The sequence below is a fragment of the Pseudooceanicola sp. DL12 genome (assembly GCF_056270665.1).
Genome location: NZ_CM149884.1, coordinates 3,073,332 through 3,099,671, shown reverse-complemented (window position 1 = coordinate 3,099,671; position 26,340 = coordinate 3,073,332). Strand labels below are relative to the sequence as shown.

Annotated in this window: 25 protein-coding genes and 1 tRNA gene; 11 read left to right on the top strand and 15 right to left on the bottom strand. The window is 66.0% G+C overall.

The genetic code is table 11. The annotated features are described in order from the left end of the window. Window positions 1-164 precede the first annotated feature (164 nt). A complete protein-coding gene (locus AC0WR5_RS14445; RefSeq protein WP_475864126.1) occupies window positions 165-1,724 on the top strand; it encodes a bifunctional metallophosphatase/5'-nucleotidase in 1,560 nt (519 codons plus the stop codon). Window positions 1,725-1,799: 75 nt separating this feature from the next. On the opposite strand, the gene AC0WR5_RS14440 is transcribed toward AC0WR5_RS14445, so the two are convergent. Beyond that, entirely contained in the window at window positions 1,800-2,315 is a 516-nt protein-coding gene (locus AC0WR5_RS14440) for a DUF4405 domain-containing protein (protein WP_475864124.1), read from the bottom strand. A gap of 128 nt (window positions 2,316-2,443) precedes the next feature. Here AC0WR5_RS14440 and AC0WR5_RS14435 point away from each other — a divergent pair, with 128 nt between their 5' ends. The 6 genes from AC0WR5_RS14435 (at window position 2,444) to AC0WR5_RS14410 (ending at window position 6,378) form a co-directional block, all read left to right on the top strand. Beyond that, window positions 2,444-2,929 carry a GFA family protein gene (locus AC0WR5_RS14435; RefSeq protein WP_475864123.1) on the top strand — a complete coding sequence of 162 codons (486 nt, stop codon included), beginning with the start codon at window positions 2,444-2,446 and terminating at the stop codon, window positions 2,927-2,929. Between the two features lies 1 nt (window position 2,930). Continuing rightward, on the top strand, window positions 2,931-3,239 hold the full coding sequence (locus tag AC0WR5_RS14430) for a DnaJ family domain-containing protein (RefSeq protein ID WP_475864122.1): 309 nt from the start codon (window positions 2,931-2,933) through the stop codon (window positions 3,237-3,239). Between the two features lie 90 nt (window positions 3,240-3,329). Then, window positions 3,330-4,016, top strand: coding sequence for an SOS response-associated peptidase (locus AC0WR5_RS14425; RefSeq protein ID WP_475864121.1), 687 nt, complete (start codon window positions 3,330-3,332; stop codon window positions 4,014-4,016). Window positions 4,017-4,150: 134 nt separating this feature from the next. Continuing rightward, on the top strand, window positions 4,151-4,507 hold the full coding sequence (locus AC0WR5_RS14420) for an ElaB/YgaM/YqjD family protein (RefSeq protein ID WP_475864120.1): 357 nt from the start codon (window positions 4,151-4,153) through the stop codon (window positions 4,505-4,507). Between the two features lie 7 nt (window positions 4,508-4,514). Continuing rightward, window positions 4,515-4,943 carry a phage holin family protein gene (locus AC0WR5_RS14415; protein WP_475864119.1) on the top strand — a complete coding sequence of 143 codons (429 nt, stop codon included), beginning with the start codon at window positions 4,515-4,517 and terminating at the stop codon, window positions 4,941-4,943. A 199-nt stretch (window positions 4,944-5,142) separates the two neighbouring features. Further along, window positions 5,143-6,378, top strand: a complete 1,236-nt coding sequence (locus tag AC0WR5_RS14410) for an NAD(P)/FAD-dependent oxidoreductase (RefSeq protein ID WP_475864117.1) — start codon at window positions 5,143-5,145, stop codon at window positions 6,376-6,378. Between the two features lie 43 nt (window positions 6,379-6,421). On the opposite strand, the gene AC0WR5_RS14405 is transcribed toward AC0WR5_RS14410, so the two are convergent. The 6 genes from AC0WR5_RS14405 to AC0WR5_RS14380 form a co-directional block, all read right to left on the bottom strand. Then, window positions 6,422-6,495: transfer RNA gene (locus AC0WR5_RS14405), tRNA-Gly, on the bottom strand. A gap of 80 nt (window positions 6,496-6,575) precedes the next feature. Further along, complete coding sequence (locus AC0WR5_RS14400) at window positions 6,576-7,463, bottom strand: aldose 1-epimerase family protein (RefSeq protein WP_475864116.1); 888 nt, start codon at window positions 7,461-7,463, stop codon at window positions 6,576-6,578. Between the two features lie 117 nt (window positions 7,464-7,580). After that, window positions 7,581-8,630 (bottom strand): cupin domain-containing protein, encoded by a 1,050-nt coding sequence (locus AC0WR5_RS14395; RefSeq protein WP_475864115.1) that lies wholly within the window; start codon window positions 8,628-8,630, stop codon window positions 7,581-7,583. A gap of 146 nt (window positions 8,631-8,776) precedes the next feature. Beyond that, window positions 8,777-10,066: a TRAP transporter large permease gene (locus tag AC0WR5_RS14390; protein ID WP_475869028.1), complete on the bottom strand. Its 1,290-nt coding sequence runs from the start codon at window positions 10,064-10,066 to the stop codon at window positions 8,777-8,779. 25 nt (window positions 10,067-10,091) lie between these two features. Next, entirely contained in the window at window positions 10,092-10,505 is a 414-nt protein-coding gene (locus AC0WR5_RS14385) for a TRAP transporter small permease (protein ID WP_475864114.1), read from the bottom strand. 122 nt (window positions 10,506-10,627) lie between these two features. Further along, window positions 10,628-11,647 (bottom strand): TRAP transporter substrate-binding protein, encoded by a 1,020-nt coding sequence (locus tag AC0WR5_RS14380; protein WP_475864112.1) that lies wholly within the window; start codon window positions 11,645-11,647, stop codon window positions 10,628-10,630. Window positions 11,648-11,801: 154 nt separating this feature from the next. Between AC0WR5_RS14380 and AC0WR5_RS14375 the strand changes: the two genes are divergently transcribed. Then, the gene (locus AC0WR5_RS14375; RefSeq protein ID WP_475864111.1) at window positions 11,802-12,269 is read left to right on the top strand and encodes a MarR family winged helix-turn-helix transcriptional regulator; all 468 of its coding nucleotides are present in this window, start codon (window positions 11,802-11,804) and stop codon (window positions 12,267-12,269) included. Between the two features lie 26 nt (window positions 12,270-12,295). On the opposite strand, the gene AC0WR5_RS14370 is transcribed toward AC0WR5_RS14375, so the two are convergent. From AC0WR5_RS14370 to AC0WR5_RS14345, 6 genes are all read right to left on the bottom strand, one after another. After that, window positions 12,296-12,862, bottom strand: coding sequence for a flavin reductase (locus AC0WR5_RS14370; protein WP_475864110.1), 567 nt, complete (start codon window positions 12,860-12,862; stop codon window positions 12,296-12,298). 117 nt (window positions 12,863-12,979) lie between these two features. Beyond that, on the bottom strand, window positions 12,980-13,339 hold the full coding sequence (locus tag AC0WR5_RS14365) for a hypothetical protein (protein ID WP_475864108.1): 360 nt from the start codon (window positions 13,337-13,339) through the stop codon (window positions 12,980-12,982). 188 nt (window positions 13,340-13,527) lie between these two features. Continuing rightward, window positions 13,528-14,682, bottom strand: a complete 1,155-nt coding sequence (locus AC0WR5_RS14360; protein WP_475864106.1) for an acyl-CoA dehydrogenase family protein — start codon at window positions 14,680-14,682, stop codon at window positions 13,528-13,530. Then, a complete protein-coding gene (locus AC0WR5_RS14355; protein WP_475864104.1) occupies window positions 14,679-15,869 on the bottom strand; it encodes an amidase in 1,191 nt (396 codons plus the stop codon). Before AC0WR5_RS14355 ends, AC0WR5_RS14360 begins: the two co-directional genes overlap by 4 nt. An 8-nt stretch (window positions 15,870-15,877) precedes the next feature. Next, the gene (locus tag AC0WR5_RS14350) at window positions 15,878-16,633 is read right to left on the bottom strand and encodes a class II aldolase/adducin family protein (RefSeq protein WP_475864103.1); all 756 of its coding nucleotides are present in this window, start codon (window positions 16,631-16,633) and stop codon (window positions 15,878-15,880) included. Further along, complete coding sequence (locus AC0WR5_RS14345) at window positions 16,630-17,631, bottom strand: ketopantoate reductase family protein (RefSeq protein WP_475864101.1); 1,002 nt, start codon at window positions 17,629-17,631, stop codon at window positions 16,630-16,632. Before AC0WR5_RS14345 ends, AC0WR5_RS14350 begins: the two co-directional genes overlap by 4 nt. Before the next feature lie 347 nt (window positions 17,632-17,978). On the opposite strand from AC0WR5_RS14345, the gene AC0WR5_RS14340 reads away from it, so the two are divergent. After that, window positions 17,979-19,106, top strand: a complete 1,128-nt coding sequence (locus AC0WR5_RS14340; protein WP_475864099.1) for a C45 family autoproteolytic acyltransferase/hydolase — start codon at window positions 17,979-17,981, stop codon at window positions 19,104-19,106. A 79-nt stretch (window positions 19,107-19,185) separates the two neighbouring features. Beyond that, window positions 19,186-20,340, top strand: coding sequence for an aminotransferase class V-fold PLP-dependent enzyme (locus AC0WR5_RS14335; RefSeq protein WP_475864097.1), 1,155 nt, complete (start codon window positions 19,186-19,188; stop codon window positions 20,338-20,340). Here AC0WR5_RS14335 and AC0WR5_RS14330 read toward each other — a convergent pair. Together AC0WR5_RS14330 and AC0WR5_RS14325 are read right to left on the bottom strand one after the other, a co-directional pair. After that, complete coding sequence (locus tag AC0WR5_RS14330; RefSeq protein ID WP_475864095.1) at window positions 20,337-23,699, bottom strand: molybdopterin cofactor-binding domain-containing protein; 3,363 nt, start codon at window positions 23,697-23,699, stop codon at window positions 20,337-20,339. The two genes, AC0WR5_RS14335 and AC0WR5_RS14330, sit on opposite strands and share 4 nt — an antisense overlap. Before the next feature lie 63 nt (window positions 23,700-23,762). Further along, window positions 23,763-24,260, bottom strand: coding sequence for a (2Fe-2S)-binding protein (locus tag AC0WR5_RS14325; RefSeq protein WP_475864094.1), 498 nt, complete (start codon window positions 24,258-24,260; stop codon window positions 23,763-23,765). Between the two features lie 246 nt (window positions 24,261-24,506). Here AC0WR5_RS14325 and AC0WR5_RS14320 point away from each other — a divergent pair, with 246 nt between their 5' ends. Further along, window positions 24,507-26,306: an ABC transporter transmembrane domain-containing protein gene (locus AC0WR5_RS14320; RefSeq protein WP_475864093.1), complete on the top strand. Its 1,800-nt coding sequence runs from the start codon at window positions 24,507-24,509 to the stop codon at window positions 26,304-26,306. Window positions 26,307-26,340 lie beyond the last annotated feature (34 nt).

Genomic DNA, 26,340 nt, shown 5'->3' with positions numbered 1-26,340 from the left:
ACGTTTCGTGGTGTGTGACATTTTCATGACGTTTCGGTGACGCTTTGGGCGGGGATGCCATGCTACCGCAATGTCATCATGATGACGCAGAGATCGGCTTTGACTTGTCTGCGGGGGCGATGCAGCATTCGCCCATAACAAGTTCAATAAGAGAGGATGCCGCGATGCCTGTTCGCCTGCTGGCAAGCGCCGCAGTACTGGCCCTGAGTGCCGGTGCCGCAATGGCCGATTACAACCTGACCATTTTGCACACCAACGATTTCCACGACCGTTTCGAGCCGATCAGCAAGTACGATTCGACTTGTTCGGCCGAAGACAACGATGCAGGCGACTGCTTCGGCGGCATTGCCCGCATGGTGACTGCAATCGACGAGGCACGCGCCGCCGCGCCCGGCGACGTGCTGCTGCTCGATGCCGGCGACCAGTTCCAGGGCTCGCTCTTCTTCACCGAATATGCGGGCGACCTGGCGGCCGAATTCATGTCCAAGCTGGGCTACGACGCGATGGCCGTGGGCAACCACGAGTTCGACAAGGGCCCGGAAGGGCTGTCGAACTTCCTCGACAAGGTCGAGTTCCCGGTGCTGTCCGCGAACATCGATGTCAGCGGCGATGAACTGTTGTCGGGGCGCGTAGGCAAATCGGTCGTTCTGATCCCCGGTGACGAGAAGATCGGCGTGATCTCCGTTCTGGCGGAAGATACCCCCGAGACCTCCTCGCCCGGCCCGAACGTGATCTTCTCCGGCGATGCCGCCGCGGCCCAGGCCGAGATCGACAAGCTGACCGCCGAAGGCGTCAACAAGATCATCCTGCTTTCCCATGTCGGTTACGCCGAGGATCAGCGCCTGGCGTCCGAGCTTACCGGTGTCGACCTGATCATCGGTGGCCACAGCCACACGCTGCTGGGCGACATGGATGGCGCTCTCGGTGCCTATCCGACCATGGTCGGCGATGTTCCGGTGGTGACCGCCTATGCCTATGGCAAGTACCTCGGCGAGCTGAGCGTGACCTTCGATGACGAGGGCAACCTGATCGAGATCACCGGTGCGCCGAAGCTTCTGGATGCCTCGGTCACCGAAGACGAGGCTTCCAAGGCGCGGGTGGCAGAGCTTGCCGTTCCGCTGGAAGAAATGAAGCAGACCATCGTTGCAGAGACGGCAGAGGCGATCGAGGGCAGCCGCGAGGTTTGCCGTGCCGTTGAATGCCCGATGGGCAACCTGGTGGCAGATGCGATGCTCGACCGTGTCAAGGATCAGGGCGTCGAGATCGCGATCCAGAACGGTGGCGGCCTGCGTGCGTCCATCGACGCGGGCGAGGTCTCCATGGGCGAAGTGATCTCCGTCCTGCCGTTCCAGAACACCCTGTCGACCTTCCAGGTCACCGGCGCCACCTTCGTGGAAGCGCTTGAAAACGGCGTGTCCGAAATGGCCGACGGCGCGGGCCGCTTCCCGCAGGTTGCCGGAGTTTCCTTTACGGTTGATCCCTCGGCCGAAGTGGGCAGCCGGATTTCCGACGTGATGGTAGGTGGCGAGCCGATCGACCCCGAGAAGGTCTATGGTGTGGTGTCGAACAACTACGTTCGCAACGGGGGCGACGGCTACAAGATGTTCGTCGACGCGATGAATGCCTACGACTACGGCCCTGACTTGGCAGACGTGACGGCCGAGTTCATCGCTGCCAACGCACCCTATCAGCCCTACACCGACGGCCGTATCGTGGTGAAATAAGGGCCACCCGGTCCGACGACTAGACAGCGATGCTGTCGTGCCCCGCCCGGATGCGATCCGGGCGGGGCTATTGATTCAATGTTCCTGGTTCGCGCCACTGGCCGCAAAGGCCAGATTGATGGCCTGCTGTCCTCGGGCTCGGTCTCCGGCCGAAAGGTCGGTGATCGTGCTGTCGATGGTGGCGCCCTCGAAACCCGCAGCTTGCAGGGCGCCGACATAGGCGTCGGGGTCAAGTCCGGCCAGTTCCGCAACCGTTCCGACAGGCGCGCGCTCCAAGGCTCCGAAGAGCATGCCGGGGGTCACACCGGGCTGCCCGGAAGAGGCGAAATTCACGGAGGTCGCTACCGTTGACACCAGTCCGAGCGCCAGGATGCCGGCCGGTACCGGTTTGCGCAGATAGGATTTTGCGGGCCGCCAGTTCAGCAGGATGTGAAAGACAAGGGCCGCGATCATCGCGAACCCGATCCAGATATGGGCATCCCGTGACAGGCTGCCGCCAGCGTGGAAATAGAGCACCACGCCCGTGACCGCCGTGACGAGGAAGGTGGCTGCTGTGACGGGCGTGGCCCATTTCCGAAGGGAAAGACTCATGGCTGAAATCCTGGCTGATGAGGTCAATGAGCCTTGTACGCGGTATACCATGACCTCCGTCGCGCGAGGGGCTATGTCGGCGCGTGCTGCGGCGGTAGGATGCTCCCATTCCAGCAGGGGAGGCCGAGATGCAGGGCAGATGTAGTTGTGGTGCGGTGTGCTATGAGGTTGCAGGAACACCCATCATCACCCATGTATGCCATTGTAGGGACTGCCAGCGGGACACCGGGTCCGCCTTTGTGGTGAACTCTGTGATCGAGAGCGCGGCGGTCAGCGTTGTCCATGGCGAGACGGAGGTTCGGTTCCGGCCCACATCGTCTGGGCAGGGGCAGGACGTCATCTGCTGCGCAACCTGCGGCGTGGCGCTCTGGTCGACCTACCGGATGTCAGGGCCCTTCCTGTCCTTCGTGCGGGTCGGCACGCTCGATGTCGGGCATGGGCTGAAGATCGCGGCCCACGCTTATGCCCGGTCGCGAATGGACTGGGTGCAGATACCGGAAGGCGTGCCTTTCGGAGAGGAATTTTATGATGTCCGGGTCGTCTGGGGGCCGGAGGGCATGGCACGCTTCATGACGGCGAAGCAGGCCGGAGGAGCAGGAAAAAGGAAGGCATGACATGGATCACCCGTTGATGGACCTGATCAGCCAGCGCATCGCCGAGGCAGAGGCGCGGGGCGATTTCGACAACCTGCCCGGCGCCGGTAAGCCGCTGCCGAAATGCGACGACCCGGAAAATGCCTTGTTGAACCGACTGGCAAAGGAAGCCGGGGGAGAGCCGGAGTTTGTCAGCCTGTCGCGGCAACTCAAGGCTCTGCGGGCAGAACTGCTGGCCGAGAATGACCGTACCCGTCGCAAGGACATCATGAAGGAGATGTCCATGATGGAAGTGAAAATCGATATTGCCCGTCAGGCCTGGCGCCGCTGAAACCGGCGAAGATCGTGCCCCGGGAGGGCTGCGGCCCGTTAGGTTGCAGGCGGTGCATAAACCTATTTCAGACAGGGTAGGGGAGTTCCCATGTGCGGACGATTTGCCACCACCATGCCGGCCGATTCCATGGCCCGGCTGTTCGAGGCTGCGCCGGACAACAACCTGCCGTCGATCCCCAATTTCAACGTCTGTCCGACGGTCCCGATACAGGTGGTCCGGGGTGGCGACGGCCCGCCCGGACCACGGCGCCTTGTGGCGATGCGCTGGGGCTTCGTGCCGCAGTGGTACACGTCACCGGCCGATGGCCCCCTTCTGATCAATGCCCGCTCCGAAACCATCGCGGACAAGCCGGCCTTTCGCGAGGCCTGCAGGGCACGCAGGTGCCTGATACCCGCGGACGGCTTCTATGAATGGGCTCGCCACGGGAAGGAGAAGATGCCCTATTTCATCCGCCGCCGAGACGAGACGCCGCTTGTCATGGCCGGGATCTGGCAGGAATGGGGGCAGGGCGCGGAACATTGCGTGACCTGCGCCATTGTCACAACCGCGGCAAACGGCGTGCTGGCACCGATTCACCACCGGATGCCGGTGATTATCGAGAAGGACAAATGGAGCCTTTGGCTGGGCGAGGAGGGGAAGGGGGCGGCGCGCCTGATGACGCCCGCCGATGACGAGGTGCTCGAGGCTTGGCCTGTCGGCAAGGAGATCAATTCGAACAGGGCAGAGGGGCCGGAATTGATGCAGCCGCTCGCTCTCGATCAGGATCAGGATTGACCGGCTGGACAGCGGGCAATCCGCCGGGGCGCGATATCTGGACGCACGAGACAGATTTGAGTAGCATTGGAACTGACACGCATGCGATGCGTTGACCACGCAGGACGAAAATTATCCTGATGGAGGGTGGTGAGATGGCTCAGGCTTCTACGAACGGAAACAATGCCAAGGCAGCTGAGGAAAGTGCCAAGGCAAAGACGGATGCAGCTGCAATTCAGGCCCAACTGGATACCTTGCAAAAGGACGTGGCCGAGCTGACCCGTGTGCTTGCCGACTACGGCAAGGCCCAAAAGGAAAATATGAGTGCGCAGGCCAGAGCCCAGGCGGAAAAGCTGAAGGGGCAGGCCGAAGAGACCTACTCCCAGGCTGAAGCACAGGCACGCCAAGCCTACGCGCAGGCGGAAACTGCCGTTCGTGAAAACCCCGCCTCCGCGGTTGCAATTGCAAGCGGTATCGGTTTTCTCGTCGGCCTTTTGATGTCGAGGCGCTGACGCCCGGATGTTCGGATCGCTCAAATACGCCGTCGCCCGCGCAGCCAAGAAAGCGGGATTTTCCGCGGGCGGCGCCATCCTGCTGATCATTGGTCTGGCCTTTTTGACCTCGGCCGCATGGATCTACCTCTCGGACATCCGAAGTACGCTATTCGCGGCGCTCGTGATCGGTGGCGTGTACAGCGGTCTGGGGCTGATTCTTTTTGCGCTGGCAGGGCGGGATCGACCCGTGCCGATGGCGCATCCGACAAGCTCACCACCGCCGGACGCGGCCTCTACCGCGGGGCTGGTTGCAGCTTTGATGCAGGGCCTTGGAGCGGGGATAGCGGCAGGAGCGGCACGACGTGCGGCCCGGACCGAGGAGGCGGCAGCCGCAGCGCGGGCTCAGAGCGAGGCCGCGGCGGACAGCTCCTCGTCGGCCGACAAGGCCGCCTGAAAGGCCGCCTGACAAAACGCTGAATTACAAAGCGATTGCTGTGCGACGATGAAAGGGGCCCTTTTTTGAAGGGCGCCTTTCTCGAGTTTCGCGCTGAAAGCAGTTTCTCGTCCGAATGTCGTACTTCCGGCGTGACAGGTCTTCCCTCTACGTACGAATTGAGATTTCTTGAGTGCCAAAGAAGGCATGGGGAAATAAAATGCGTGTCGCTGTGGTTGGAGCGGGAGTCGTGGGCGTGCACTGTGCGCTGGCGCTTCAGGAACGTGGCGCGGAGGTCGTGGTGATCGACAGGGGCGGACCAGCCGCCGGGGCCTCCAAGGGAAACGCTGGCGTTTTTGCGACCTATGCCGTGCTGCCAGAAGCTCATCCCGGTCTGCTGCGCCAGGTTCCGGGCATGCTGCTCAATCCTCAGGGGGCCCTGTCCATTCGCTGGAGCCATCTGCCGGCGCTGATGCCTTGGCTCGGTGCGTTCGTCGCGGCCGGTCGGCCAGAGGCAGCCGCACGAAATGCAGATGCCCTACAGTCGATCATGGCGCGGGTCATGGCGGATACGGTGCCCGTGCTGCAGGCGGCCGGCAGCGATGATCTGCTACGGCAAGAGGGCGTGCTCTATATCTATCGCAGCGAGGCCGCCCTGCGCGGCAGCCTTTCCGAGTGGCAGGAAATGGGGCGACGTGGTGTGCCTTACGAGATCCTGGATGCGGCCCGCCTGAGGGAGGTCGAGCCGGCTATTTCGGAGAAATATTCAGCCGCGGTGCTGCTTTCGGGCGTCAGGCACACGATTAATCCCGAGCAATTGGTGCGTCGTCTCTTCTCCTTTTTCCTGAAACGGGGTGGGCATTTTGAGCAGCGCGAAGTGCGGCGCGTGGAGGAAGGCCCCGCAGGCGCCCGGCTTCACTATGGGGGAGGCGAGGCAGAAACCTACGATGCCGTCGTCATTGCTTGCGGTGCTCATTCCGCGATTCTGTCCGAGACCTTGGGCTATCTGCCGCCGCTGGACACCGAACGTGGATACAACACGACACTGCCCGAGCCGGGCGTTGCCTTGAGGCGCCCTGTCTGCGTCGCAGAAGCAGGCTACTACATGACCCCCATGTCCATGGGACTGCGGGTCGGCGGCAAGGTGGAGCTGGGCGGACTGAAGGCGCGGCCGCGCTGGTCACGGTCGCGTGCCATGGTACAGCATGCCACTCGCGTGTTGCCGGGGCTCAACACGACAGGGGGCAAACCCTGGATGGGCTACAGGCCCTCGTTGCCCGACACTCTGCCTGTCATAGGGACGATCCCAGGGCGCAAACGGTCCTTCGTGGCCTTCGGGCATGGTCATCTAGGGCTCACGCTTGGTGCGACGACGGGTCGTCTCCTTGCTGATATGATGACTGGTCAGGAGCCGCCGATAGACGTCACGCCCTTTTCGCCGATGCGGTTCGCGTGAGACGGCGAAGGGCACATCGGATCATTCATGGTGTCTTGGAGGATGGAGCGGGTAGACGGAATCGAACCGACATAGCCTGCTTGGAAGGCAGGGGCTTTACCATTAAGCTATACCCGCGTTGTCAGGCGGAATTAGCCCAGCCAGAGGGCGAGGTCAACGCAATTTCCGCCTGACGAGACCGCTGTCGTGGTGCTTTTTCACTCAGGGTCGCTGATCGTTACCGAATAGCCGAAATGCGCCGTGTTGCCGGGCGCGAGGCTGACCGAGGACGGGCGCTCCGCGATCTCGGGGCCGGCACCCAAACGCGCCGCCATGCCGTGCCAGGGCTCGATGCAGAGGAAGGGCGCATCGGGTTTGGTCCAGATGCCGAGGTTCGGCGTGTTCTCGAACGTGAACTGCAGGACAGGGGCAGAGGTGCCGGGCGCTTCGTACCGCAGGCCCGTTCCGCTGCCTTCGGGAAAGATCATGGCGTCGTCCTCGAAGAGCGCGTGGTCAAGCGTCAGGCGGCCGTCGGTAAAGGGCGATGCATGCCGTTCGGGAGCAAGGTAGCCGCCCTGCAGGCGGGCCAGTGCCGGCTCGGCCCCGTTGGCGAGAGTGATCACGTGCGGAGCCTGACCTGCGCCGGGCAGAGGCCAGGCGAAGGCCGGATGGAACCCAAGGCCGAACGGCATCGCCACCTCGCTGTCATTCCGGATATCGACAGCCACGGAGAGGCTGGCACCGTCGAGGCGATATGTGATGGCCATTTCGAAGGCGAATGGATAGAGCGCCCTGCTCTCGTCGCTGTCGGTCAGGATGAAACGCGCAAAGTCAGGCCCGGAAGCGGCAAGCGTGAACTGGCTGCGGCGGGCGAAACCGTGCTGCTTCATCGCGACGAGATGACCATCTACGGCGATCTGGTCATCCGGCCCGCGGCCGACGATCGGGAAAAGGATCGGCGCGCGTCCGGTCCAGAAGGCGGCATCTCCGTGCCAGAGCAGGTCGAGGCCCGCGGCAGTGCGGATGAATTGCAGCTCGGCGCCGAGAGGTGAGATCCCGACGGAGAGGCTGCCATTGTCGAGAAGAGCGAGGTCCGTGTTGGTCATTGCAAAATCCGAAATGAAGGCAGGTGGTCCGAGCGCAGCAAAATGGGCCCGCATCCTTGGGCTAGCATTCAGTGGACGGGGTCGCAATCCGTATGGGAGGCGACTGGTCTCTGAGCCTCAGGAGAGACGATGGCCGGCGAAGCTGGGGGCAGAGGGGCCGGTTTGAAGGGGCACTTCGGGTTCCAGCAGGAGGACGTCACAGGTGCCGTTCAGCGCCACCGGGCAATGTTCCACGCCGTGCGGGACAACGATGAACTCGCCTTCCTCTACCGTTTCCGCGCGATCCCGGAACTTCATCCGAAGGCGACCGCGGTGCACAAAAAAGAGCTTGTCTTCCCGGGGATTGAAGTGCCAGACAAATTCCCCCTCGAAGCGGGCCAGCTTGACCTGCATCCCGTTGATCTGTCCGGCCACCTTGGGTGTCCAGGCCTCGACAAGGCCGCCGAAGGCGGCGGTGAGGTTTTCCTTGTGAAAGGGAGACAGGTGATTGTTCACCTCGGCGACGTCGCGAATGATCGCTGCCAGTTGCGCGGACAGATCCCGCCCCGTCGCCGGGTACTTGCCGTCAAGCGCAGCGGTGCCGATGGTAAAGCCCGCGGCACCCGAGGCCTTTACGGCGTCGACCTGTTCCGGTGTGTCGATCGATCCGGCCATGTAGACGGGTTTGTCGACCGCGGCACAAACCGATCGCATCAGCGCAGGCACGTCGCATGTGGCACGATAGGCCAGAAGATCGAGACCATGCACGCCCTCGCGGGCGGCCAGCCGGCGGGCACTCTCGGTGATCTCCTCTATGCTGCCTTCCAGCACGCTGGGATGACCGGTGATGTGCCCGGGGAAGGGGCAGTATTCCAGATCGCTGCCGGCGATGACAGGCAGCACGTCGTCGACCCTTGTCCCTCCGAGCAGGATATCGACGCCGATCTCCACCGCAGCGCGGGCCGAGGCCACCTCGCTGTCGCGATCAAGGGAGACAACCTCGAGGTAGGAGGTTGCGCCGCCTTCCTTGATGGCACGGTTCAGAGTCTTAAGGTCGGCCACGGGCAGGCCGACGTCCTTGAAGCCGATGTGGCGGACGCCCTCGCGCAGGGCGGTCTGCAGGTGATCCATCGCGTCTGCGACGGTCTTGTCGTTGCGCGTGAGCATGAAGATGAAGCGCAGACCCATGGCATCCTCCTGTCCGGCGATGTCAACATCATGGCACGCCGGGGCGCAGGACAAAATGAAAATGCGTGGCCGTCGCCTGCCGCATGGGTGAAGCAGGAAAGGCGTCCGCTTGGGACGCCCTTTCCATTGGCATTACTGCCCGCCCCTCACATGCTGTTCGGCAGGAAGAGTACCAGTGCCGGCACGGCGATCAGAAGGGCGATCCGCACGATATCCATGGCCACGAAGGGCAACAGCCCGGAGAAGATCGTCTTCAGTTCCACGTCCTTTACCACCGAGCGCAGCACGAAGGCATTCATGCCGACAGGGGGCGTGATGTAGCTAATCTCGGTGATCACGACGACGAAGACGCCGAACCAGATCAGGTCAAAGCCTAGGCCTGCGACCACGGGGTAGAAGATCGGCACGGTCAGCATGATCATCGACAAGCCTTCGAGCACGCAGCCAAGAACGAGGTAGATCACCAGGATCGTCAGGATCACGGCCGTCGGGCTGGTCCCGAAGAACGTGACAAAGGCCTGAATGTCGGCGGTCATGCCCGAGAAGTTCACGTAGTTGGTGAAGGTCAGGGCGCCGAAGAGGATGAAGAACATCATGGCGGTCGTCTTTGCCGCGTCGAAGAGCGTGGCGAAGGTCGTCCGGACCGAGAACTTGCCCGAGATGACGGTGAGAAGCAGGGCCCCCGCGGCTCCCATGCCTGCACTTTCCGTCGGGGTGAAAACGCCGAAGTAGATCCCGCCCATGACGAAAATGAAGAGGATCATCGCACCGAGTGTCCCCTTCAACGCGCCAAGGCGCTCGGAAAGCGGCAGTTTCTCCTCTGTGGGCATGTCGAGGCCCTTCATCTTGACCGAGATGGCGACGGCGATCGAATAGCCGATGATGCCAAGCAAGCCGGGGATGATCCCGGCAAGGAAGAGCTTGCCGATGTCCTGCTGGGTCATGATGCCGTAGAACACCAGGATCACCGAAGGCGGGATCAGGATGCCGAGCGTGCCGCCAGCCGCGATCGAGGCCGTCGAGAGGTCGTCGGGATAGCCGAAGCGGCGCATGGAGGGCAGGGCGATCCGGCTCATCGTGGCGGCTGTGGCCATCGAGGAGCCGCAGACAGAGGAAAATCCGCCACAGGCGATCACGGTGGCCAGGGCGAGGCCTCCCTTGCGATGCCGCAGCCAGGCATGGGCTGCCTCGTAGAGGTCCTTGGCGATGCCGGACTGGACCACGAAGTTGCCCATCATCAGGAAGAGCGGGAGCACGGAAAGAGAATAGTTCCGGCCCTCGTCGAAGAAGGTCGTGCCGAGGAGGGAGAGGGCGGGCGAGAAGCCGATGATGGAGGCTGTGCCCAGCAGGCCGATCAACGTGAGCGCGATCGAGATCGGCATGCCGACCAGCAGCAAAGCAAACAGAAAGGCCATGCCGACAGGCCAGGAGGACAGGAGTGACATTGGTTCGTTTCCCGGTTCAGGACCGCAGGGAGCGCAGCAGGTCCCGCGCTGCAACGTAAAGGGTGATCAGGACTGAGACCCAGGCGCAGGCCGAGCACATCCAGGCCACCGGGGCGACGGGAACGCGCAGGGAATTGGTGACGCCATGATAGCCTGCAATCTGACTGCCGTAGATCCAGAGCCGCCAGGCGATGACCGAAAGCATGACAGCCGAAACGAGCGCGAGCACGGCCTTCCGCCAGGGGTGGATCCAGGCCGGCATCAGCGATGTCAGCAGGTCGACGGTGACGTGCTCGTCGTCGAGGCACACGGCCGGCAGGCCGATGAAGATCACCGAGATCAACAGCAGTTCGGTCAGTTCGGTTGCGCCGATCAGGGGTGAGTTCAGGAAATAGCGCCCGATCACGTCGACGACCGTAAGGGTCATCATTGCGAGAAGGAGGATGCCGCAGATCCCGGACAGAACCTGACGAGGCCAGGCATGATGTCGGGGACCCGGAGACGTAGACGCCTCCGGGCCCTTGGCAAAATGATCTGCCGGTTCGGAAGGCATCAGTTGCCCGCCTCGACGTTGGAGATCTCTTCCTTGAACTTGGCGACGGCCGCATCAACGTCGATGCCGGTCTCGGCAACTTCGGCCAGACTCTTGTCGACGATCGGCTGCAGCGCAGTCTTCCAGGCATCGAGCTGTTCCGGTGTGGCGTCGGTGAGGGTGATCTTGCCGTCCATGGCGGCGATCCCCTTGGCATCGGCGGCATCCCACATCTCGCCGGCCATGCGGGCCAGGGCCTCTCCGGTCACGCCGTCGATCTCCTCCTGCTGCTCGGGGGTCAGGCTCTCCCACTTGGCCTTGTTCATGACGATGTAGAACGAGGTGTTGTAGAGGCCGCCGGGCACCTTGATGCCTTCGGAGAGCTGCGGGATCAGGCCAAAGAAGTTGACCGACTCGTAGGGGAAGAGGATCCCGTCGGCCACACCCTGCGACAGCAGCTCGTAGGCTTTGGAGGAAGGGCCTTCGACCGGCACGGCACCAAGCTCGGTCGCCACTTCGCGAACGATGCCGCCGCCGACACGCAGCTTCTGGCCGTCGAGCACGTCGGCAGAGGTCACGTCGCCGTCCTGCAGGAAGATCTCGCCGGGGCCATGGGTGAAGACGGCCAGGACCTTGACGTCGTCATATTCGCCGGCGTCCTTAAGCATTTCGTCCCAGACGCGGTAGTAGGCCACCGAGTTGGCAACGGCGCTGTCTCCGAGGAAGGGCAGTTCCGCGATGTTGGTGGTCTTGAAGCGGCCCGGTGAATAGCCCTGCACACCGAAGGTGATGTCGGCTACTCCATTGACGGCAAAGTCGAATTGCGCGGCGGGCGGCCCGAGCGGTGCGGGCAGGATGTTTGCCACGACCTCGCCACCGGTGGCTTCCTTGATCTGTTCCGTCATCGGAACAATCACTTCGGAGACTAGAGGGTGCGACGGGGGCAGCCAGTTCGACACGGTCAGCGTCGTCTGTGCCGCGGCCGGACTGGCCAGGGCGAGACACGCGAGTGCGGTCATCGTCGTCTTCTTGAGCAGCATCTTGTTTTCCCTGTTGAGTTGCTGTTTGGATTCGAGAATTATCGGAATGATCACGTGAACATTCTTCTGTTTTGCGCCATTTGTCAGTTCAACTTGGCATCTGACCCCTTGGTTGAACGAAGCGCACTACGGAATGGGCGAGAAAAGAGGCAACATGAGCAACCTTCCCGATGGTATGGCGGACGCGGAGGGGCGCTTCCGCAAGCAGGACTGGCCCTATTACTGGATCACCCGCACCTCGGCACGCTACTTCATGGCAATGGAAAAGCGGCTGAAGCCCATCGGGTTGGACGTGCCGCGCTGGCGCGTGCTGATGTCTCTTTACGAAGACGAGCACCTGAGCGTCAGCCAGATCTCGGATTTCTGCATCATCAAGCTGAACACGGCGACCAAGATCATCCAGCGGATGGTGGGCGACGAACTGGTCACAACCCGCCCGCGCCCGGGTGACGCGAGGGTCACCGAGGTGGCGCTGACGCCGCTCGGCGATGACCGCCGCAAGGAGGCGCGTGCCATTGCCGACAAGGTCTACCAGGCCAGCTTCGGCGAGATGAGCGCCGAAGAGCAGCGGGTGCTTAACGGATTGATGGAACGTGTTTTTCATCGCCTGGGTGAGTTCTGAGGGTCTGCCTGCCTGGACTGTCTGCGTTACTGCCGGGGCGGTGTGTCTTCGCCGATCAGGTGGTGGAAATCGCGGCCGAACCATATCAGGGACTCCGCCTGACCTTGGCCGAGCTCCATGGCCTCGACCTGGCAGAAGAAGACGGTATGCGAGCCCACGGCAGAACTGTCGGTGATGCGGCAGTCGAAGGCCACGGAGGCATCCGCGAGGAGCGGCGCGCCGGTGGCCATCTTGCGCCAGCTGGCAGTGGCGAAGCGGTCTTCGGGCTGGCGCGAGGAGAACTGCTTGCAGAGATCCTGGTGCGCTCCACCCAGAACGTTGACGGCAATCACTTGATTTTCAACGAAGATATCGTGGCTGCGGCTGGACTGGTTGACACAGACGAGCAGCGTCGGCGGCGTGTCGGTGACGGAGCAGACGGCCGAAGCCGTCATGCCGTGGCGGCCGGCGGGGCCGTCGGTGGTAAGGATGGTGATCGCCGCACCGAGGCGCGACATGCCTTCGCGGAAGGTGGCGATATCGGTGGTGGTGGGTGTCACGGTCATGGGAAGCTCGGTCTTGAAGGCTGTGGGCATCGGATCACGGCAGGTCATCTATGCGCCTGTCGCCCCTTCGGCTGCAAGTCCCAGCCCGGCGAGATCCTGTAGGATGTCGCCGGGGGGACCTCTCAAACATCCGAAAAGCCAATATTTTTCAGATATTTGCGCGGATCAGAGATCGGGGATCTCAAGGGCGCGGCCCATGCGGGCCTCGACGGTCATGTACTTCCACAGCCGGTCGTTGCCTTCGCCCACGACGATGGTGCGCAGCAGGTTGCAGGCGGCCTGAACGGTCTCGCGGTTGGGGAAGTCGGCCATGATGTACCAGGTGTAGGGGAAGCCCTGCGTGGCCCCGACGAGCGTTTGGTCGTCGTCGAATGTGCCAACGATTTCAACGCCATCCAGCTTGGCGATGCCGGACATCAGCTCTTGGGTGGCCTTCCAGACCGGGCCGATCTGATCGAAGGGCAGCGAGAAGAACGTGGGGTGGTTGTTGAAGCACAGGAGGGTGCGGAGAGGAGCAGTGGTCATCGGATCTTTCTTCCCTGTTTGCGGTTCTGATGCCCGGCGTGCCGCGGTGCGGAAAATCGGCTGAAAACCGGCTTCGGTATCGCGTCGGTATCACGTCGGTATTACGTCGGTACTGCAGTGCAGCAAAAAGGGCCGGTGCGGCCCTTTCGGGCGGGGCTGGCAGCGGCGCCCCGGATTTCGCGTTTCCCTCAGGGATAGCCCGGAGGGGTTTGTTCGCCGAACATGGCGGCGCCGGCGGCGGTCCATGTGCCGGTGTTCATGAAGGCGTGCTGGGCGACGCAGGCGGCATCGACCATGCAGCGGCCGAGGGTGTGGCCGGCCAGCATTGCGCCGGAGCCCCCCATGGTGAAGGCCATGCGCGCGGCCTCTGCGCCCTCGTGGGCCGCCTGGGTCGAGGCGAGGCGCAGGGCGACGCGGGTCTCGGGCGAAACCTCTCCCTCCGTCAGCATCTCGTCCCAGCCCTTTTCGACCATGTCGTAGAAATGCGCCCGGGCGCCGCCGAGCTTGGCGTCGGCCTTGGCATAGTCGGACTGGACGTAGGGACGGGCGCCGGGGTTGGGCGCGCCGGTGATCGAGGCGCGCTGTGCCGCGTCGGTCCGCAGCCAGTCGAGCGCCTCGCGGGCGGCGCCGAGGGCCACGACGGAGAGGACCGCCGCCGCCAGCGCCATGGCCGGAAAGCGGAAGATCGGATCGTCGAGGTTCGGCTTGCCGCCGCGGATGAAGGTCCAGTCGATATCGACGAGCTTGTCCTCGACGACGATGTCGTGGGAGCCGGTGGCGCGCAGGCCGATTGTGTCCCAGGTCTGGTCGATGGTGACCTGATCGGCGGGCAGGATGGCCGAGCGGGGCAGCGGTGTGCTCTCGCCCTCGATCTTGATGCCGACGCCGATGAGCGAGGCGCCCATGGAGCCCGAGCCATAGGGCCAGCGGCCCGAAACGCGCAGCTTGTCGCCCTCGCGCAGGGCCTTTTGCGGCGGGAACATCGCGCCGGCAAAGACGGTGTCGGGGTCGGTGCCGTAGATGGCGGCAAAGGTCTCTGGCGGCAGGGCCGCGAGATAGGTGGAGGAGACGCCGAAGGAGGCGACCCAGCCGGTGGAGGCATCGGCGGTGGAAATCGCCTCGATCAGGCGCAGGAACTGTGCCGGCGAGAGGGCGTCACCGCCAAAACGTTCGGGGACGAAGGCACGGTAGCAGCCGATCTGCTGCAGCTTGGCGACCATGTCGCGCGGCACATGGGCCAGTTTTTCGAACTCGGCGCGGCGGGTGCGGATGTCCTCCAGCACCTCGGGGAGGGTGGCGGCGGCGGCTGGTGCGCCGGCCTCGGCAAGGGCGAGCGAGGTCATGCGGTCTCCTTTTCGGACGGTCCGGTGGGTACGGGCAGGCCGGCGTCGGCCAGTGTGGCGGCGATCCATTCGCCGATGGCGCAGATGCGGGCATCGGCCCCCTTGGCGCCGACGATCTGCAGCCCGGCGGGGAGACCGCCAGCGGTGAGGACCGGAATGGTGAGGGCCGGGTGGCCCGAGAGGTTGAAGGGCCGCACGAAACGGGTGAGCGGCAGGATGTTCATCGGGTCCTGCGCCTCGGCCCAGGTCGGGGGCACGACGGGCAGGGTGGGCATCAGCAGAACGTCGCAATGGGTCAGCAGCGCGTCGGTGGCGGCGGTGAAGCTCTCGCGCACCTTCTCGGCCTCGGCCAGCTGAGCCGCTGTGGTGGCGCGGGCCTTGAGGATGCGGCCCCGGACATCGGCACCGAGGGTGGCATTGGAGGCGGCCAGGGCACCGAACTCGGTGGCGATCTCGGCATTGATGACGGTCATGCCGGCGGCAAAGGCCTCGTCCATCCAGGGCAGGTCGGCCGAGCGGGCGAGGCCGAGGGCCGCGGTGGCGGCATCGAAGGCGGCAAGGATTTCGGGCGCCGCATCGGGGCGGACGACGGTGATCGCGGGCCGGTCGGCGCAGGGTTCGGGCGTGAAGGTCGGATCGAGCGCGGCCATGGCGCGGGTGATCATTTCGGCGCTGCGGGCGAAGGGGCCGATGCAGTCGAGCGAGGAGCCCACGGGCAGGGCCCCCGCACGGGAAATCCGCCCGAAGGTCGGCTTGAAGCCGTAGATGCCGCAGCAGGCGGCGGGCTGACGGATCGAGCCGCCGGTATCGGTGCCCACGGCGAAATCAACCGCGCCGGCCGCGACGAGGGCGGCAGAGCCGGAGGAGGACCCGCCCGGGATGCGATCCGGCCAGCGGGGGTTTTCCGGCGTGCCGGTGTGCCCGTTGGCGCCGGTCATGCCGAAGGCCAGTTCGTGCATGTTGGCGCGGCCGGTGATGTGGCAGCCGGAATCGAGCAGGGCCTGCACCGCGGCGGCGTTGGCCTCGGCCGGGGGGGCGTTCTCGAAGGCGGCGGAGCCGGCGCGGGTGGGCAGCCCGGCGATGGCCAGGCATTCCTTGACCGCGACGCTGGGGCCCGTGGCGCGCCCGAGATCGAGCGCGAGGGTCATGGCCGCGGCGGCGGAGGGGGTGAGCGGATCCTGTGTCATCTCCGGTCTCAGGCGAACATCGGCACTTCGCGCTTCATCTTGCGCACCATGGCGTCGAAGAGGAGCGTGGCGAAGGAGGCGCTTTCCTTCAGGCGCTGGGCGTCGGCGGCGCATTTCTGCTTGATCTCTTCCGGCAGCTGGCTGTCGGGGCCGGGGATCGAGGCGGCGGCGCACTGGATCTCTGCCGCGCGCTGGAAGGTCCAGAGCAGGAAGAAGGTGAGCGGGATGTCGGCCTCCATGCAGGCGACGCCGTGGTTCTTCAGGACCAGCACGTGCTTGTCGCCGAGGGAGTTGAGCATGCGCTCGCGCTCCTCGTCGTAGATCGTGATGCCCTCGAAGGCATGGTAGGCCACGCGGCCGTAGAGCTGGGCGCCGTAGAAGGAGTTATGGTCGATGCCGTAGCCCTTCATGGTGATGGCGGAGACCGGGGTGGTGTGGGTGTGCACCACGCAGCCCACGTCGGGGCGGTGTTCGTGGATCACGCCGTGCAGGGCGAAGCCGGCCGGGTTGGGCCTGTACTCGCTCTCGCGCTTGAGCTTGCCGTCGACGCCCACCACCAGGAGGTTTTCCGGGGTGACCTCGTCGTAGTGCAGGCCCATCGGGTTGACGAGATAGGCGTGATCATCGCCGGGCAGGCGCACCGAGATGTGGTTGAAGATCAGCTCGGTCCAGCCGAGGTAGCTGACGAGGTGGTAGAAATCTGCCAGCTGCACCCGCAGCTCGGCTTCGGTCATCTCGGCCATGGGTTTCGTCGGGGCGTTCATGAGGCGGCTCCTTGCAGCGGTGCACGGTGGCGGGGTTCGGTTTGCCCGGGCAGATGGGCGCGCAGGTCGGCGACCAGACGGGCGGTTTCGGGCATGGCGACATTGCGGGCCTCGCCCAGTTCGAGCGGCGCATCGCAGATCGGCGCAAGCTCCAGCGGGCGGCCGGCCTCGGCGTCCTGCAGCATCGAGGTGCGGAACGGACCGGCCTTGGCGAGCTTGCCCGGCATGTGGCGCGCGATGTCGATCTCGGCGCCCCAGGCGGCGGCGAGGGTCTCGATCTCTACGGCGACGGCCATGGCCCGGTCGAGCTGTTCGGGATCGGCCGCGATCTCCTCCAGCGTCAGCCCGGTGAGGGCGGAGAGCGGGTTCGTGGAGGCGTTGAGGGCGAGCTTTTCCCAGACCAGCGGGCGGACGTAGTCCGCGCGGTCGAGCTCGATGCCGGCGGCGGTGATCTCGTCGGCGAGATCGACGGGACGGGGGCCGTTGGGCGTGGTTGGGCCGAGGGCGAGCTTGTGCGGGATGGTGGAGACGACGGTGCCGTCATCGGCGAAACCGGCGGTCATCATCGTGACCGAGCCGACGATCTGATCGAAGTCGACCATCTCGAAGAGCGCGCCGTGCGGATCGACCGCGTAGACCGGGTGCCCGAGGTCATCAAAGAACCACCAGGGGATCCCGTTGACCAGGGGCACCACGCGGGTGTCGGAGCCGAGGCCCGCGAGATTGCCCGCGAGGGCGGCCTCGATCGCGGGGCCCTTTACGCAGAGGAACATCACGCTGACTGGTGTGGTGAGCCTGTCGGTCACCCTGAGCTGCGACGGGACGGAGACTGTGGCCTCGCCGCCCAGGTCGCGGATGCGCAGGCCATTCGCCTGGATCTCCTCGAGGCGCGCGCCCCGTGCCACCAGCGTCACGTCCGAGCCGCCAAGCGCCAGTTTCGCGGCGAGCATGGACCCGATGGCACCGGCTCCGATGATGGCGATCGAGGGACGTGGCATGGGCTCTCCCGTATTGGTGGAAAAGTTACGTGATTATTGAAGTAACGCAGATCGCTCCCCGACCTGGCAAGAAATTTCTGGCACGTGCAGGGATGGAATTCGCGGAAAAGGCGTTTCGGTGACTATAAATTCGGCACCGTAGCAGGCACCGAGGCAGGCGCCGTGGCAGGCACCGTGGATGATCCCGAGCAGGGCAAAGGCGGAAGGCAGCGCAGGGCGCCGACGGGCGAGTCGCCGCGGCGCGCAGGGCAAGGACCTCAGGGGCAACGTGCCTTTGCCTTGCCGTGTGCAGGGCGCGCGCCTAGCCTGCCGGAAAAGACCACAATGACGACAGGAGAGTATGGGCCATGGGCAGTTTGCCGTTTCTGGAGCTTGGCGCGGACCCGGACGAGGCAGGGCGGGCGCAGGGGCTGGTGCTGCAGGGCGCGATCCGCAGCAACCTCGAGACTTATTTCCGACGCTTCGAGATGAGCGGCAGCCCGCGGGCGCTGGTGCTGGAGGAGGCAGAGAAATGGGCTGCCTTCATGAAGGACGACAGCCCGGCCTACTACGCCGAGATGGCCGGGATCGCCGCAGGCGCCGGCCTGTCGGTGACCGAACTGACGGTGCTGAACGCGCGCTACGAGATCACCTATGCGGTCTATGCCCGCGACGCGCAGCGGATTTCCGGCGACGAGGGCGACCTGCCGGAACAGGAGGGCTGCACGCTATGGGGGGTGATGCCCGAGGCCACGGGCAATGGCAGCTGCATGATGGGCCAGAACTGGGACTGGCTGGCCGGGCTGCTGGGGCAATGCGTGGTGAAGCGGGTGCGCCGCGCCGAAGCGGGGCTGCCCGACTACATCGGCTTTACCGAGGCGGGGATCGTGGGCTGCAAGATGGCGCTGAACTCGGCCGGCCTCGGCCTGTGCCTGTCGGGGCTGATCGCCGAGGACGAGGGGCTGGGGGCGCCGCGCACGCCGACCCACGTGCGCTGTGCGCAGGTCATGGAGGCGGACCGGCTGTCGGAGGCCATTCGCGCGATCATCGCCACCAACCGGACCTGCAGCACGAATTTCATGCTGGGGCACGGCGACGGCGAGATCATCGACATCGAGGCCACGCGGGAGCGCTGTGCCTACATGTACCCGGACGAGGCGGGCGTGGTGACCCATGCAAACCACCTCGAGGCGGAAAAGAGCGTGAGCTCGAACTTCGAGCGGCTGACGCCCTCTTCGCTGTTCCGGCCGCACCGGGTGCGCCGGGCCCTGCGCAAGGCGGCGGGGGCGATCGACATGGAGGTGGTCGAAGCGGCGATGAGCGATCATTTCTCGCGGCCGAACTCGGTCTGCCAGCATCCGGATCCGAAAGTTGCGTCGGAGATGCAGGGCTGCACCGTTACTTCCGTGGCGATGGACCTGACGAACGGAATTTTCTGGGCCACCGACGGGCCGCCCTGCCGGGCGCCCTTCGAGCGGTTCACCCTGAAGGATTGAGCCCGGAGAGCGGGCCGCAGGGCCCCAACGCCGGATTTCCCCGGACAGTCTTCGCCGGACAGAGAGACAGGAGTTTTCCATGGATATCGACGCCCTGAGAGCGGAAACGCCGGCGCTGCCGGAGGTCATTCATTTCAATGCCGCCAGCAGCGGGCTTGTGCCGCGGGCGGTGCTGGCCGCGATGGAGGGGCATCTGCACCGCGAGGCAGAGCTGGCACCGCACGAGGCGGGACTGGCCGCGGGGCCGATGGTGGAGGAAACCCGAGCGGCGCTGGCCGATCTGATCGGGGCGGGAGCGGGCGAGATCGCCTTGCTGTCCGGTTCGTCACAGGCCTGGAACGCGGCCTATGCGGCGCTGCCGCGCCTTGCGCCGGGGGATAGGGTGCTGGTGGGGCGCCACGAGTGGGGCGGCAACGTCATGACGCTGGCGCAGGATTGCGCAAGGGCGGGCGCGACGCTGGAAGTGATCCCGGCGGGCATTGACGGACGCGTGGATCTTAAGGCGCTGGAGGCGATGATCGATGGGCGGGTGCGTCTGATCGTGCTGACCTGGGCGCCGGCGCATCTGGGCATCCTGGAACCCGCCGCCGAGGTCGGGCGGATCGCCCGGGCGGCGGGCGTGCCCTATTTCCTGGACGGGGCACAGGCGGTGGGCATGCAGCCCTGCGACGTGGGTGCGCTGGGCTGTGACGTGCTGGCCTTTCCGGGGCGCAAGCTGTTGCGCGGGCCAAAGGGCACCGGGCTGCTCTTCGTGCGCGAGGGGATCCTGCCGGATCTGGTGCCGAAGGGGCTGAACGTGCGGGCGAGCGGCTGGGCCGAGGGCGCGCCGGTGCTGCGCACCGATGCCGGACGGTTCGAGAGCAACGAGTTTGCCTATGCGCCGATCCTGGGGCTGGGGGCGGCGGTGGCGCTTGCCCGGGCTCTGGGCGTCGAGGCGATCCGCGAGGAGACGCTGGACCGGGTGACGGCGCTGCGCGAGGCGATAGCCTCGGTGCCGGAGGTGACGCTCTGCGAGACCGGCGCGCCGGAGACCCATATCACCACCTTCACCCATGCGCGGCTGGACCCGTTCGAGAGCGTCGCGCAGCTGCGCGGGCAGGGGATCACGGCGAACCCCATCGCGACCGCCTATGGGCCGCTGGCAATGGAGGCGCCGGTCTGTCGGCTGTCGGCAAGCTATCTGACCAGCAGCGACGACATCGCTGCCGTCGCGGGGGCGCTGCGCGCGCTCTAGTTCCAGGCCGGCAGGTCGGGGGCGTATCGGGTGCGCAGGTAGCGGGCGAGGGCGGCGATGTCGGCCTGCGACAGCTCGCGTCCGAAGCCGGGCATGTCGCGGAGCGTGGTGCCGTCGGGCGCCAGCAGGCCGTCGCGGATGACGGTTTCGGCGGTCTCGGCTGTGGGCGCGCGCAGGGCGGGCGAGAGGCCGAGGGGCGCCTGGGCGGCAGTGAAGGTATCGGCGATGGCCGGTTCATGGCAGCTGGCGCAGGCGTTTTCGTAGATCCGGTGGATGCGGCCCGGCATGGGGGCAGCCTGTTCCGGCGCCGTGGCAGGCGCGCGGCCGAGGGTGGTGAGGTAGGTCGCCATGGCGGCCAGGTCGCTTTCGGGCAGTTGGGAGGTGCCGGCGATGACCTCGGCCATGGGGCCGGAGGCGGCGGAGAGGCCCGGCGCGCTGCCACTGGCGAGATACCGCGTGAGCGTGGCCGCATCCCATCCGGTGCCGCTGCCCGCGAGCGGCGGCGCATACCAGTCGCGGATCATCGCCCCGCCGTAGGGCGCCTGCGCGTCTTCGCCACCAAGGGCGGTGCGGGGCGTGTGGCAGGCCGAGCAATGGCCAACGCTCTCGACAAGGTAGCGCCCGCGGTTCCACTCGGCGCTCTGGCCCGGGATCACGGATAGCGGGCCGGAACGGTTGTAGAGCTGGTTCCAGGCCATGAGGGCTGGGCGGGGCAGGTCCATCGCCGCCTTCGGAGTGGGCGACACCGTCGCGGGGAGGGTCTGGAGATGCGCGTAGAGAGCGTAGAGGTCGTCCTCCGACATCCTGGCGAAGGAAGTATAGGGGAAGGCCGGGAAGAGGTTGTGGCCATCGCGGCTGATCCCCTTGCGCATGGCGCGGGCAAAGGCGGCATAGCTCCAGCGGCCCAGGCCGGTTTCGGGATCCGGCGTGAGGTTGGTGGAGTAGACCGTGCCGAAGGGAGTCTCGATGGGCTTGCCGCCGGCATCGGTCAGGCCCCCCTCGGCAGTGTGGCAGGAGCTGCAGTTGCCGAGGGCGAAGAGCTGCTCGCCTCGGGCCAGCGTCCCGGCCGAGAAGGTTGCGGCGGCGGGTGGCGTGGCGGGGGCGATGGCGCGGGCCATCGGGAAGGCGAGCGCGCCGAGGCCGAGCGCGGCCGTGACGCCGAGCATTCCGGCGAGCAGGCCCTTTCGCCGGGCGGGCGCGGGGCCGGGCAGGGCGGCAGGTGCTTCCTCATGGGGGCGGATGCCGAGGGCATCGCGCATCTTTTCCGGCGTGAAGGGCGCGGCGCGCATGCGCACGCCGGTGGCATCGAAGATCGCGTTGGCAATGGCGGCGGCGGCGGGCACTGCGGCGCTCTCTCCGACGCCGAGGGGCGGATCCTCGGGGCGTTCGACCAGAAGCGTCTCGATCTTGGGGATCTGCGGGAAGGTCGCGGTGGGATAGGTGGCCCAACTCTGGTCCGTCACGCGGATCTCGTCGAAGGAGACGCTCTCCTGCAGAGTGCGGCTGGCGGTCTGGATGACGTTGCCGTGGATCTGCTGGCGCACGCCGTCGGGGTTGATGACGAGGCCCTGGTCCTGGCCGACGAAGACCCGCGACAGGGTGACCTCGCCGGTCTGCATGTCGACGGCGACATCGACGACCCATGCGGCCGCCGCGGCGGCGACACCGGGGAAGGTGCCGTGCACGTAGGTGGCAAAGGCGAAGCCCTGGCCATAGGCCATGCGGCCATCGCGCGACAGGCGGGGGGCGGTGCGATGCTCCCAGCCAGCCTGTTCGGCGGTGCGGCGCACCAGGTCGGCCTGACGGGGGTCGTCCATGTGGCGCAGGCGAAAGGCCACCGGATCCTCGCCGGCCTCTGCGGCCAGTTCGTCGACGTAGCTTTCATGCGCGAAGGTATTGGGCAGGGCCGAGACGCCGCGCAGCCAGGCGGCGCGCACGATGGGCGCCATGTCATGCACGGTGATGCGGGTGTTGGGCACCCGGTAGGGCGGGATGATCGTGCGGTCGCCCATGTCGGAGGGCCGGGGCTCGGGCGAGATGCGGCCCGTCAGCAGCAGGGCGAGGTTCGGCCCGCGGTTGGAGGGATACCAAGTGTCGAAGCGGTAGGCGTGAAAAGCGCGGTCCGTGTCGAGGCCGCCGGAAATCTCCATCACCTGGGCCGCGCCCTTCGGCTCCCACATCATTTCCTGCTGGCGGGTCAGCTGGACGCTGACCGGACGGCCGCAGGCACGTGACAGCAGCAGCGCGTCGCCGGCCACGTCATCGGCGCAGTTGCGGCCGAAACAGCCGGCGGCCTGATGGCGGCGCACCTCGATCCGTTCGGCGGGCAGATCCATGAGCTGGGCCAGATCACCGCGCAGCATGTGCGGGTTCTGGGTGCCGGACCAGACGATGGGCGAGCCCTCGTTCCAATCGGCCAGCGCGCAGGACGGGCCGATGGCGCCGTGCATGTGCCAGGGCCAGACATAGGTGCGGTCGAGCCGGGTTTCGCAGGCCTCGAGCGCGCTGGCGATATCGCCTTTTTCATCGCAGAGACGCGGGGTTGCAGGCTGTTCCTTGATTGCCCTGACCGGATCGGCGGAATTGGTCATGTGAGCTGACAGGGGCTCGGGCAGGCGCCAGTCGACGGGCAGGGCCTCGGCGATCCGCTGCGCCTGATGGGGGGCTTCGGCCAGCACGGCGAGGAAATCGCCCTCGTGCACCACGGCAAGGAAGCCCTCCATGTCGGCGACGGCGCTTTCGTCGTAGCCGCGCAGGCTGTGGCCGATGAAGGCGCCGCAGTCGCGCCCGGCGTAGGGCGGGCGGATGACATGGCCGTGGACCATGCCGGGCAGTCGGACGTCCTGAATATAGGTGTGTTCGGCGGTGAGTTTCGAGGGCAGGTCGGTGCGGCCCGTGCGCCGGCCCACGGTGTGATAGCTGGCGGGATCCTTGACCGGGGTGGCCGTGTCCAGCGCGAGGTCGACGGGCGCGGCGAGGAGCGCGGCATAGGGCAGAGCCTGATCTCCGTGGTGCACGGCGCCGTCGGTGGTCGTCAGCTCGGCCACAGGCGCATTGAGGCGGAGCGCGGCCTGATCCAGCAGCCAGAGGCGGGCCTGCGCGGCAGCAAGACGCAGGGGGCGCGCGGTGATCTGGATGGTTTCCGAGGCGATCGTCGGGCCCTGATCGGGCGTGGTGGCGGTGTGGCCGAGCTCGATCGAGACGCGGGCAAGCGGCAGATCGAGCTCTTCGGCCACGATCTGGGCCAGGGCCGTCTGGATGCCAGTACCGAGATCGACATGGCCGTTGAAGCCGGTGGCGTGCCCCTCGGGGGACAGGGTCAGGTAGGGGGCGCCGTCGTGGCGGATCGTCAGCGTCATGCGGGGCGGACCTGTGGCAACCGCCTCCGGCGGGAGTATTTCGGGAAAGATGAAAGGGGGCAGTCAGTCATTGGCCCGTTCCTGCATCAGGTCGGCGGCGCGCAGGACGGAGGCCACGATTTCCTGATGGGTGCCGCAGCGGCAGAGGTTGTGGCGCAGGGCGTCGCGGACCTCGGCCTCGGTGGGGGCGGCATTGCGCGCGAGAAGCGCTGTGGCCTGCATCACCATGCCGTTGAGGCAATAGCCGCATTGCGCGCCCTCGCGGTCGAGGAAGCCCTGCTGAACGGCGGATAGGGCGCCGGTTTCGGGATCGGCGAGCCCTTCGAGGGTGGTGATCTCGCGCTCGGCGACCCTGGTCGCGCGAAGCACGCAGGCTCGGGCCGGGGCTCCGTCCACCAGCACTGTGCAGGCGCCGCATTGCGCCAGGCCGCAGCCGTATTTCGGGCCGGTCGTGGCACAATCCTGGCGCAGCACATCGAGCAGGCTGCGCGCGGGATCGACATCGAGCGTGACCGGGCGGCCATTGAGGGTGAACGAGAGCGTCTTGCGCACGGGTGTCACGGGGATCCTGCCGTTGCCTGAAAGGGTTGTGCCAGAAAGCCATGGAATGGCGCCCGGCTCAATCCTGCGGGTTGTGTGTATAGAAACGATTTGTCGCAGGGAGGCGTCAAGGGGCGTGCCCTGCCATGGCTGCCGGGAAGGGGGCGTTCAAGAGCGCGTGATCGTTTTGCCGGCAATTGGGGGCATTCCCTTGACCCTGCGGGATCTGCGGTTCATGTAGCCTCAGCCCCTGAAGGAGAGCATTTCTTGGCCAGACGACCCGCAACCGACAGTGCAGCACTTGAACGCGAGACCTCTCGCAAGGTAGGCGCCTTGGGAGATCTCTGGCCGTTCCTGAGGCCTTACAAGGGGATGGTCGTCGGCGCGCTTCTGGCCCTGATCCTGACCGCCTGCGTCTCGCTGATCCTGCCGATCGCGGTGCGCCGGGTGATCGACAATTTCAACACGGACAGCGTCGTGCTGCTGGATCGCTACTTTGCCGCAGCCATCGGGATCGCGGCGCTGCTCGCGGTGGGCACGGCGGCCCGCTACATGCTGGTGACCCGCCTGGGCGACCGGGTGGTGGCCGATATCCGCAAGGCGGTGTTCGGCCGGGTGATCGGGATGAGCCCGGCGTTCTACGAGACGACGATGACCGGCGAGGTGCTGAGCCGGATCACAACGGACACGACGCTGATCCAGTCGGTGATCGGGTCCTCGGTGTCGATCGCGCTGCGCAACCTACTGATCTTTGCCGGCGGCATGGTGATGATGTTGCTGACCTCGGCCAAGCTGACGGGGATGACCCTGCTGATCGTGCCGCTGGTGATCATTCCGATCCTGGTACTGGGCCGGCGTCTGCGCAAGCTGAGCCGCGAGAACCAGGACTGGATCGCGGCCTCTTCGGGCAATGCCAGCGAGGCGCTGCTCTCGGTGCAGACGGTGCAGGCCTTTACCAACGAGGGGCGCACGCGCGCGGCCTTTGACGAGGTGACCGAGACGAGCTACCGCTCTGCCGTGCGGCGGATCAATACCCGCGGGCTGATGACGGCCATCGTGATCTTCCTGATCTTCGGCGGCATCGTGGGCGTGCTGTGGATCGGGGCGAACGATGTGCGCCTCGGCGTGATGAGCACCGGGGCGCTGGTGCAATTCGTGATCTACGCTGTGATGGTGGCGGGGGCCGTGGCGGCGTTGTCAGAAATCTGGGGCGAGCTGCAGCGCGCCGCCGGGGCGACCGAGCGGCTGATCGAGCTGTTGAAGATCCAGGACAGCGTTCAGGATCCGGAGCGCCCGGTCGATCCGCCGGCGCCGGTGCGCGGCGAGATCACCTTCGAGGACGTCACCTTCTATTACCCTTCACGGCCATCGGTGCCGGCGCTGGACGGGCTGAGCGTGACGCTGAACCCGGGCGAGACGGTCGCTGTGGTGGGCCCCTCGGGGGCGGGCAAGACGACGATCATGCAGATGATCCTGCGTTTCTACGACCCCACGGCGGGGCGGGTGCTGCTGGATGGGGTCGACCTGACCAGCATGGCGCGGCCGGCCTTCCGCCGCTCTGTCGCCATGGTGCCCCAGGACCCGGTGATCTTTGCCGACACGGCGCGGGAGAACATCCGCTTCGGCTGGCCCGGTGCCAGCGACGAGGAGGTCGAGGCCGCGGCCCGCGCCGCCGCCGCACATGATTTCATCGAGGCGCTGCCGGAGGGCTATGACAGCCCGGTGGGTGAGCGCGGGGTGATGCTCTCGGGCGGACAGAAACAGCGCATCGCCATTGCGCGGGCGATCCTGCGCGACGCGCCGGTGCTGTTGCTGGACGAGGCGACGAGCGCGCTTGATGCAGAGAGCGAGCGGCTGGTGCAGGAAGCCATCGATACGGTGGCGGAGGGGCGCACGACGATCATCATCGCGCACCGCCTGGCCACCGTGAAGAAGGCCGACCGGATCCTGGTGATGGAGCATGGCCGCATCGTTGCCCAGGGCACCCACGAGGAGCTGGTGGCGGAGGGTGGCCTCTATGCCCGGCTGGCGCGCCTGCAGTTCACCGACGGGGCCGTGGCGGCCTGATCCCGATCCGAGCCTGATCCGGGCCTTATCCGGG

Coding starts and splice junctions, on each gene's coding strand:
- AC0WR5_RS14410 (WP_475864117.1), top strand. CDS start 5,143: ATGCGTGTCGCTGTGGTTGGAGCGGGAGTCGTGGGCGTGCACTGTGCG.
- AC0WR5_RS14400 (WP_475864116.1), bottom strand. CDS start 7,463: ATGACCAACACGGACCTCGCTCTTCTCGACAATGGCAGCCTCTCCGTC.
- AC0WR5_RS14330 (WP_475864095.1), bottom strand. CDS start 23,699: ATGACGCTGACGATCCGCCACGACGGCGCCCCCTACCTGACCCTGTCC.
- AC0WR5_RS14425 (WP_475864121.1), top strand. CDS start 3,330: ATGTGCGGACGATTTGCCACCACCATGCCGGCCGATTCCATGGCCCGG.
- AC0WR5_RS14380 (WP_475864112.1), bottom strand. CDS start 11,647: ATGCTGCTCAAGAAGACGACGATGACCGCACTCGCGTGTCTCGCCCTG.
- AC0WR5_RS14415 (WP_475864119.1), top strand. CDS start 4,515: ATGTTCGGATCGCTCAAATACGCCGTCGCCCGCGCAGCCAAGAAAGCG.
- AC0WR5_RS14340 (WP_475864099.1), top strand. CDS start 17,979: ATGGGCAGTTTGCCGTTTCTGGAGCTTGGCGCGGACCCGGACGAGGCA.
- AC0WR5_RS14370 (WP_475864110.1), bottom strand. CDS start 12,862: ATGACCTGCCGTGATCCGATGCCCACAGCCTTCAAGACCGAGCTTCCC.
- AC0WR5_RS14335 (WP_475864097.1), top strand. CDS start 19,186: ATGGATATCGACGCCCTGAGAGCGGAAACGCCGGCGCTGCCGGAGGTC.
- AC0WR5_RS14365 (WP_475864108.1), bottom strand. CDS start 13,339: ATGACCACTGCTCCTCTCCGCACCCTCCTGTGCTTCAACAACCACCCC.
- AC0WR5_RS14385 (WP_475864114.1), bottom strand. CDS start 10,505: ATGATGACCCTTACGGTCGTCGACGTGATCGGGCGCTATTTCCTGAAC.
- AC0WR5_RS14435 (WP_475864123.1), top strand. CDS start 2,444: ATGCAGGGCAGATGTAGTTGTGGTGCGGTGTGCTATGAGGTTGCAGGA.
- AC0WR5_RS14440 (WP_475864124.1), bottom strand. CDS start 2,315: ATGAGTCTTTCCCTTCGGAAATGGGCCACGCCCGTCACAGCAGCCACC.
- AC0WR5_RS14375 (WP_475864111.1), top strand. CDS start 11,802: ATGAGCAACCTTCCCGATGGTATGGCGGACGCGGAGGGGCGCTTCCGC.
- AC0WR5_RS14355 (WP_475864104.1), bottom strand. CDS start 15,869: ATGACACAGGATCCGCTCACCCCCTCCGCCGCCGCGGCCATGACCCTC.
- AC0WR5_RS14360 (WP_475864106.1), bottom strand. CDS start 14,682: ATGACCTCGCTCGCCCTTGCCGAGGCCGGCGCACCAGCCGCCGCCGCC.
- AC0WR5_RS14430 (WP_475864122.1), top strand. CDS start 2,931: ATGGATCACCCGTTGATGGACCTGATCAGCCAGCGCATCGCCGAGGCA.
- AC0WR5_RS14350 (WP_475864103.1), bottom strand. CDS start 16,633: ATGAACGCCCCGACGAAACCCATGGCCGAGATGACCGAAGCCGAGCTG.
- AC0WR5_RS14395 (WP_475864115.1), bottom strand. CDS start 8,630: ATGGGTCTGCGCTTCATCTTCATGCTCACGCGCAACGACAAGACCGTC.
- AC0WR5_RS14445 (WP_475864126.1), top strand. CDS start 165: ATGCCTGTTCGCCTGCTGGCAAGCGCCGCAGTACTGGCCCTGAGTGCC.
- AC0WR5_RS14345 (WP_475864101.1), bottom strand. CDS start 17,631: ATGCCACGTCCCTCGATCGCCATCATCGGAGCCGGTGCCATCGGGTCC.
- AC0WR5_RS14420 (WP_475864120.1), top strand. CDS start 4,151: ATGGCTCAGGCTTCTACGAACGGAAACAATGCCAAGGCAGCTGAGGAA.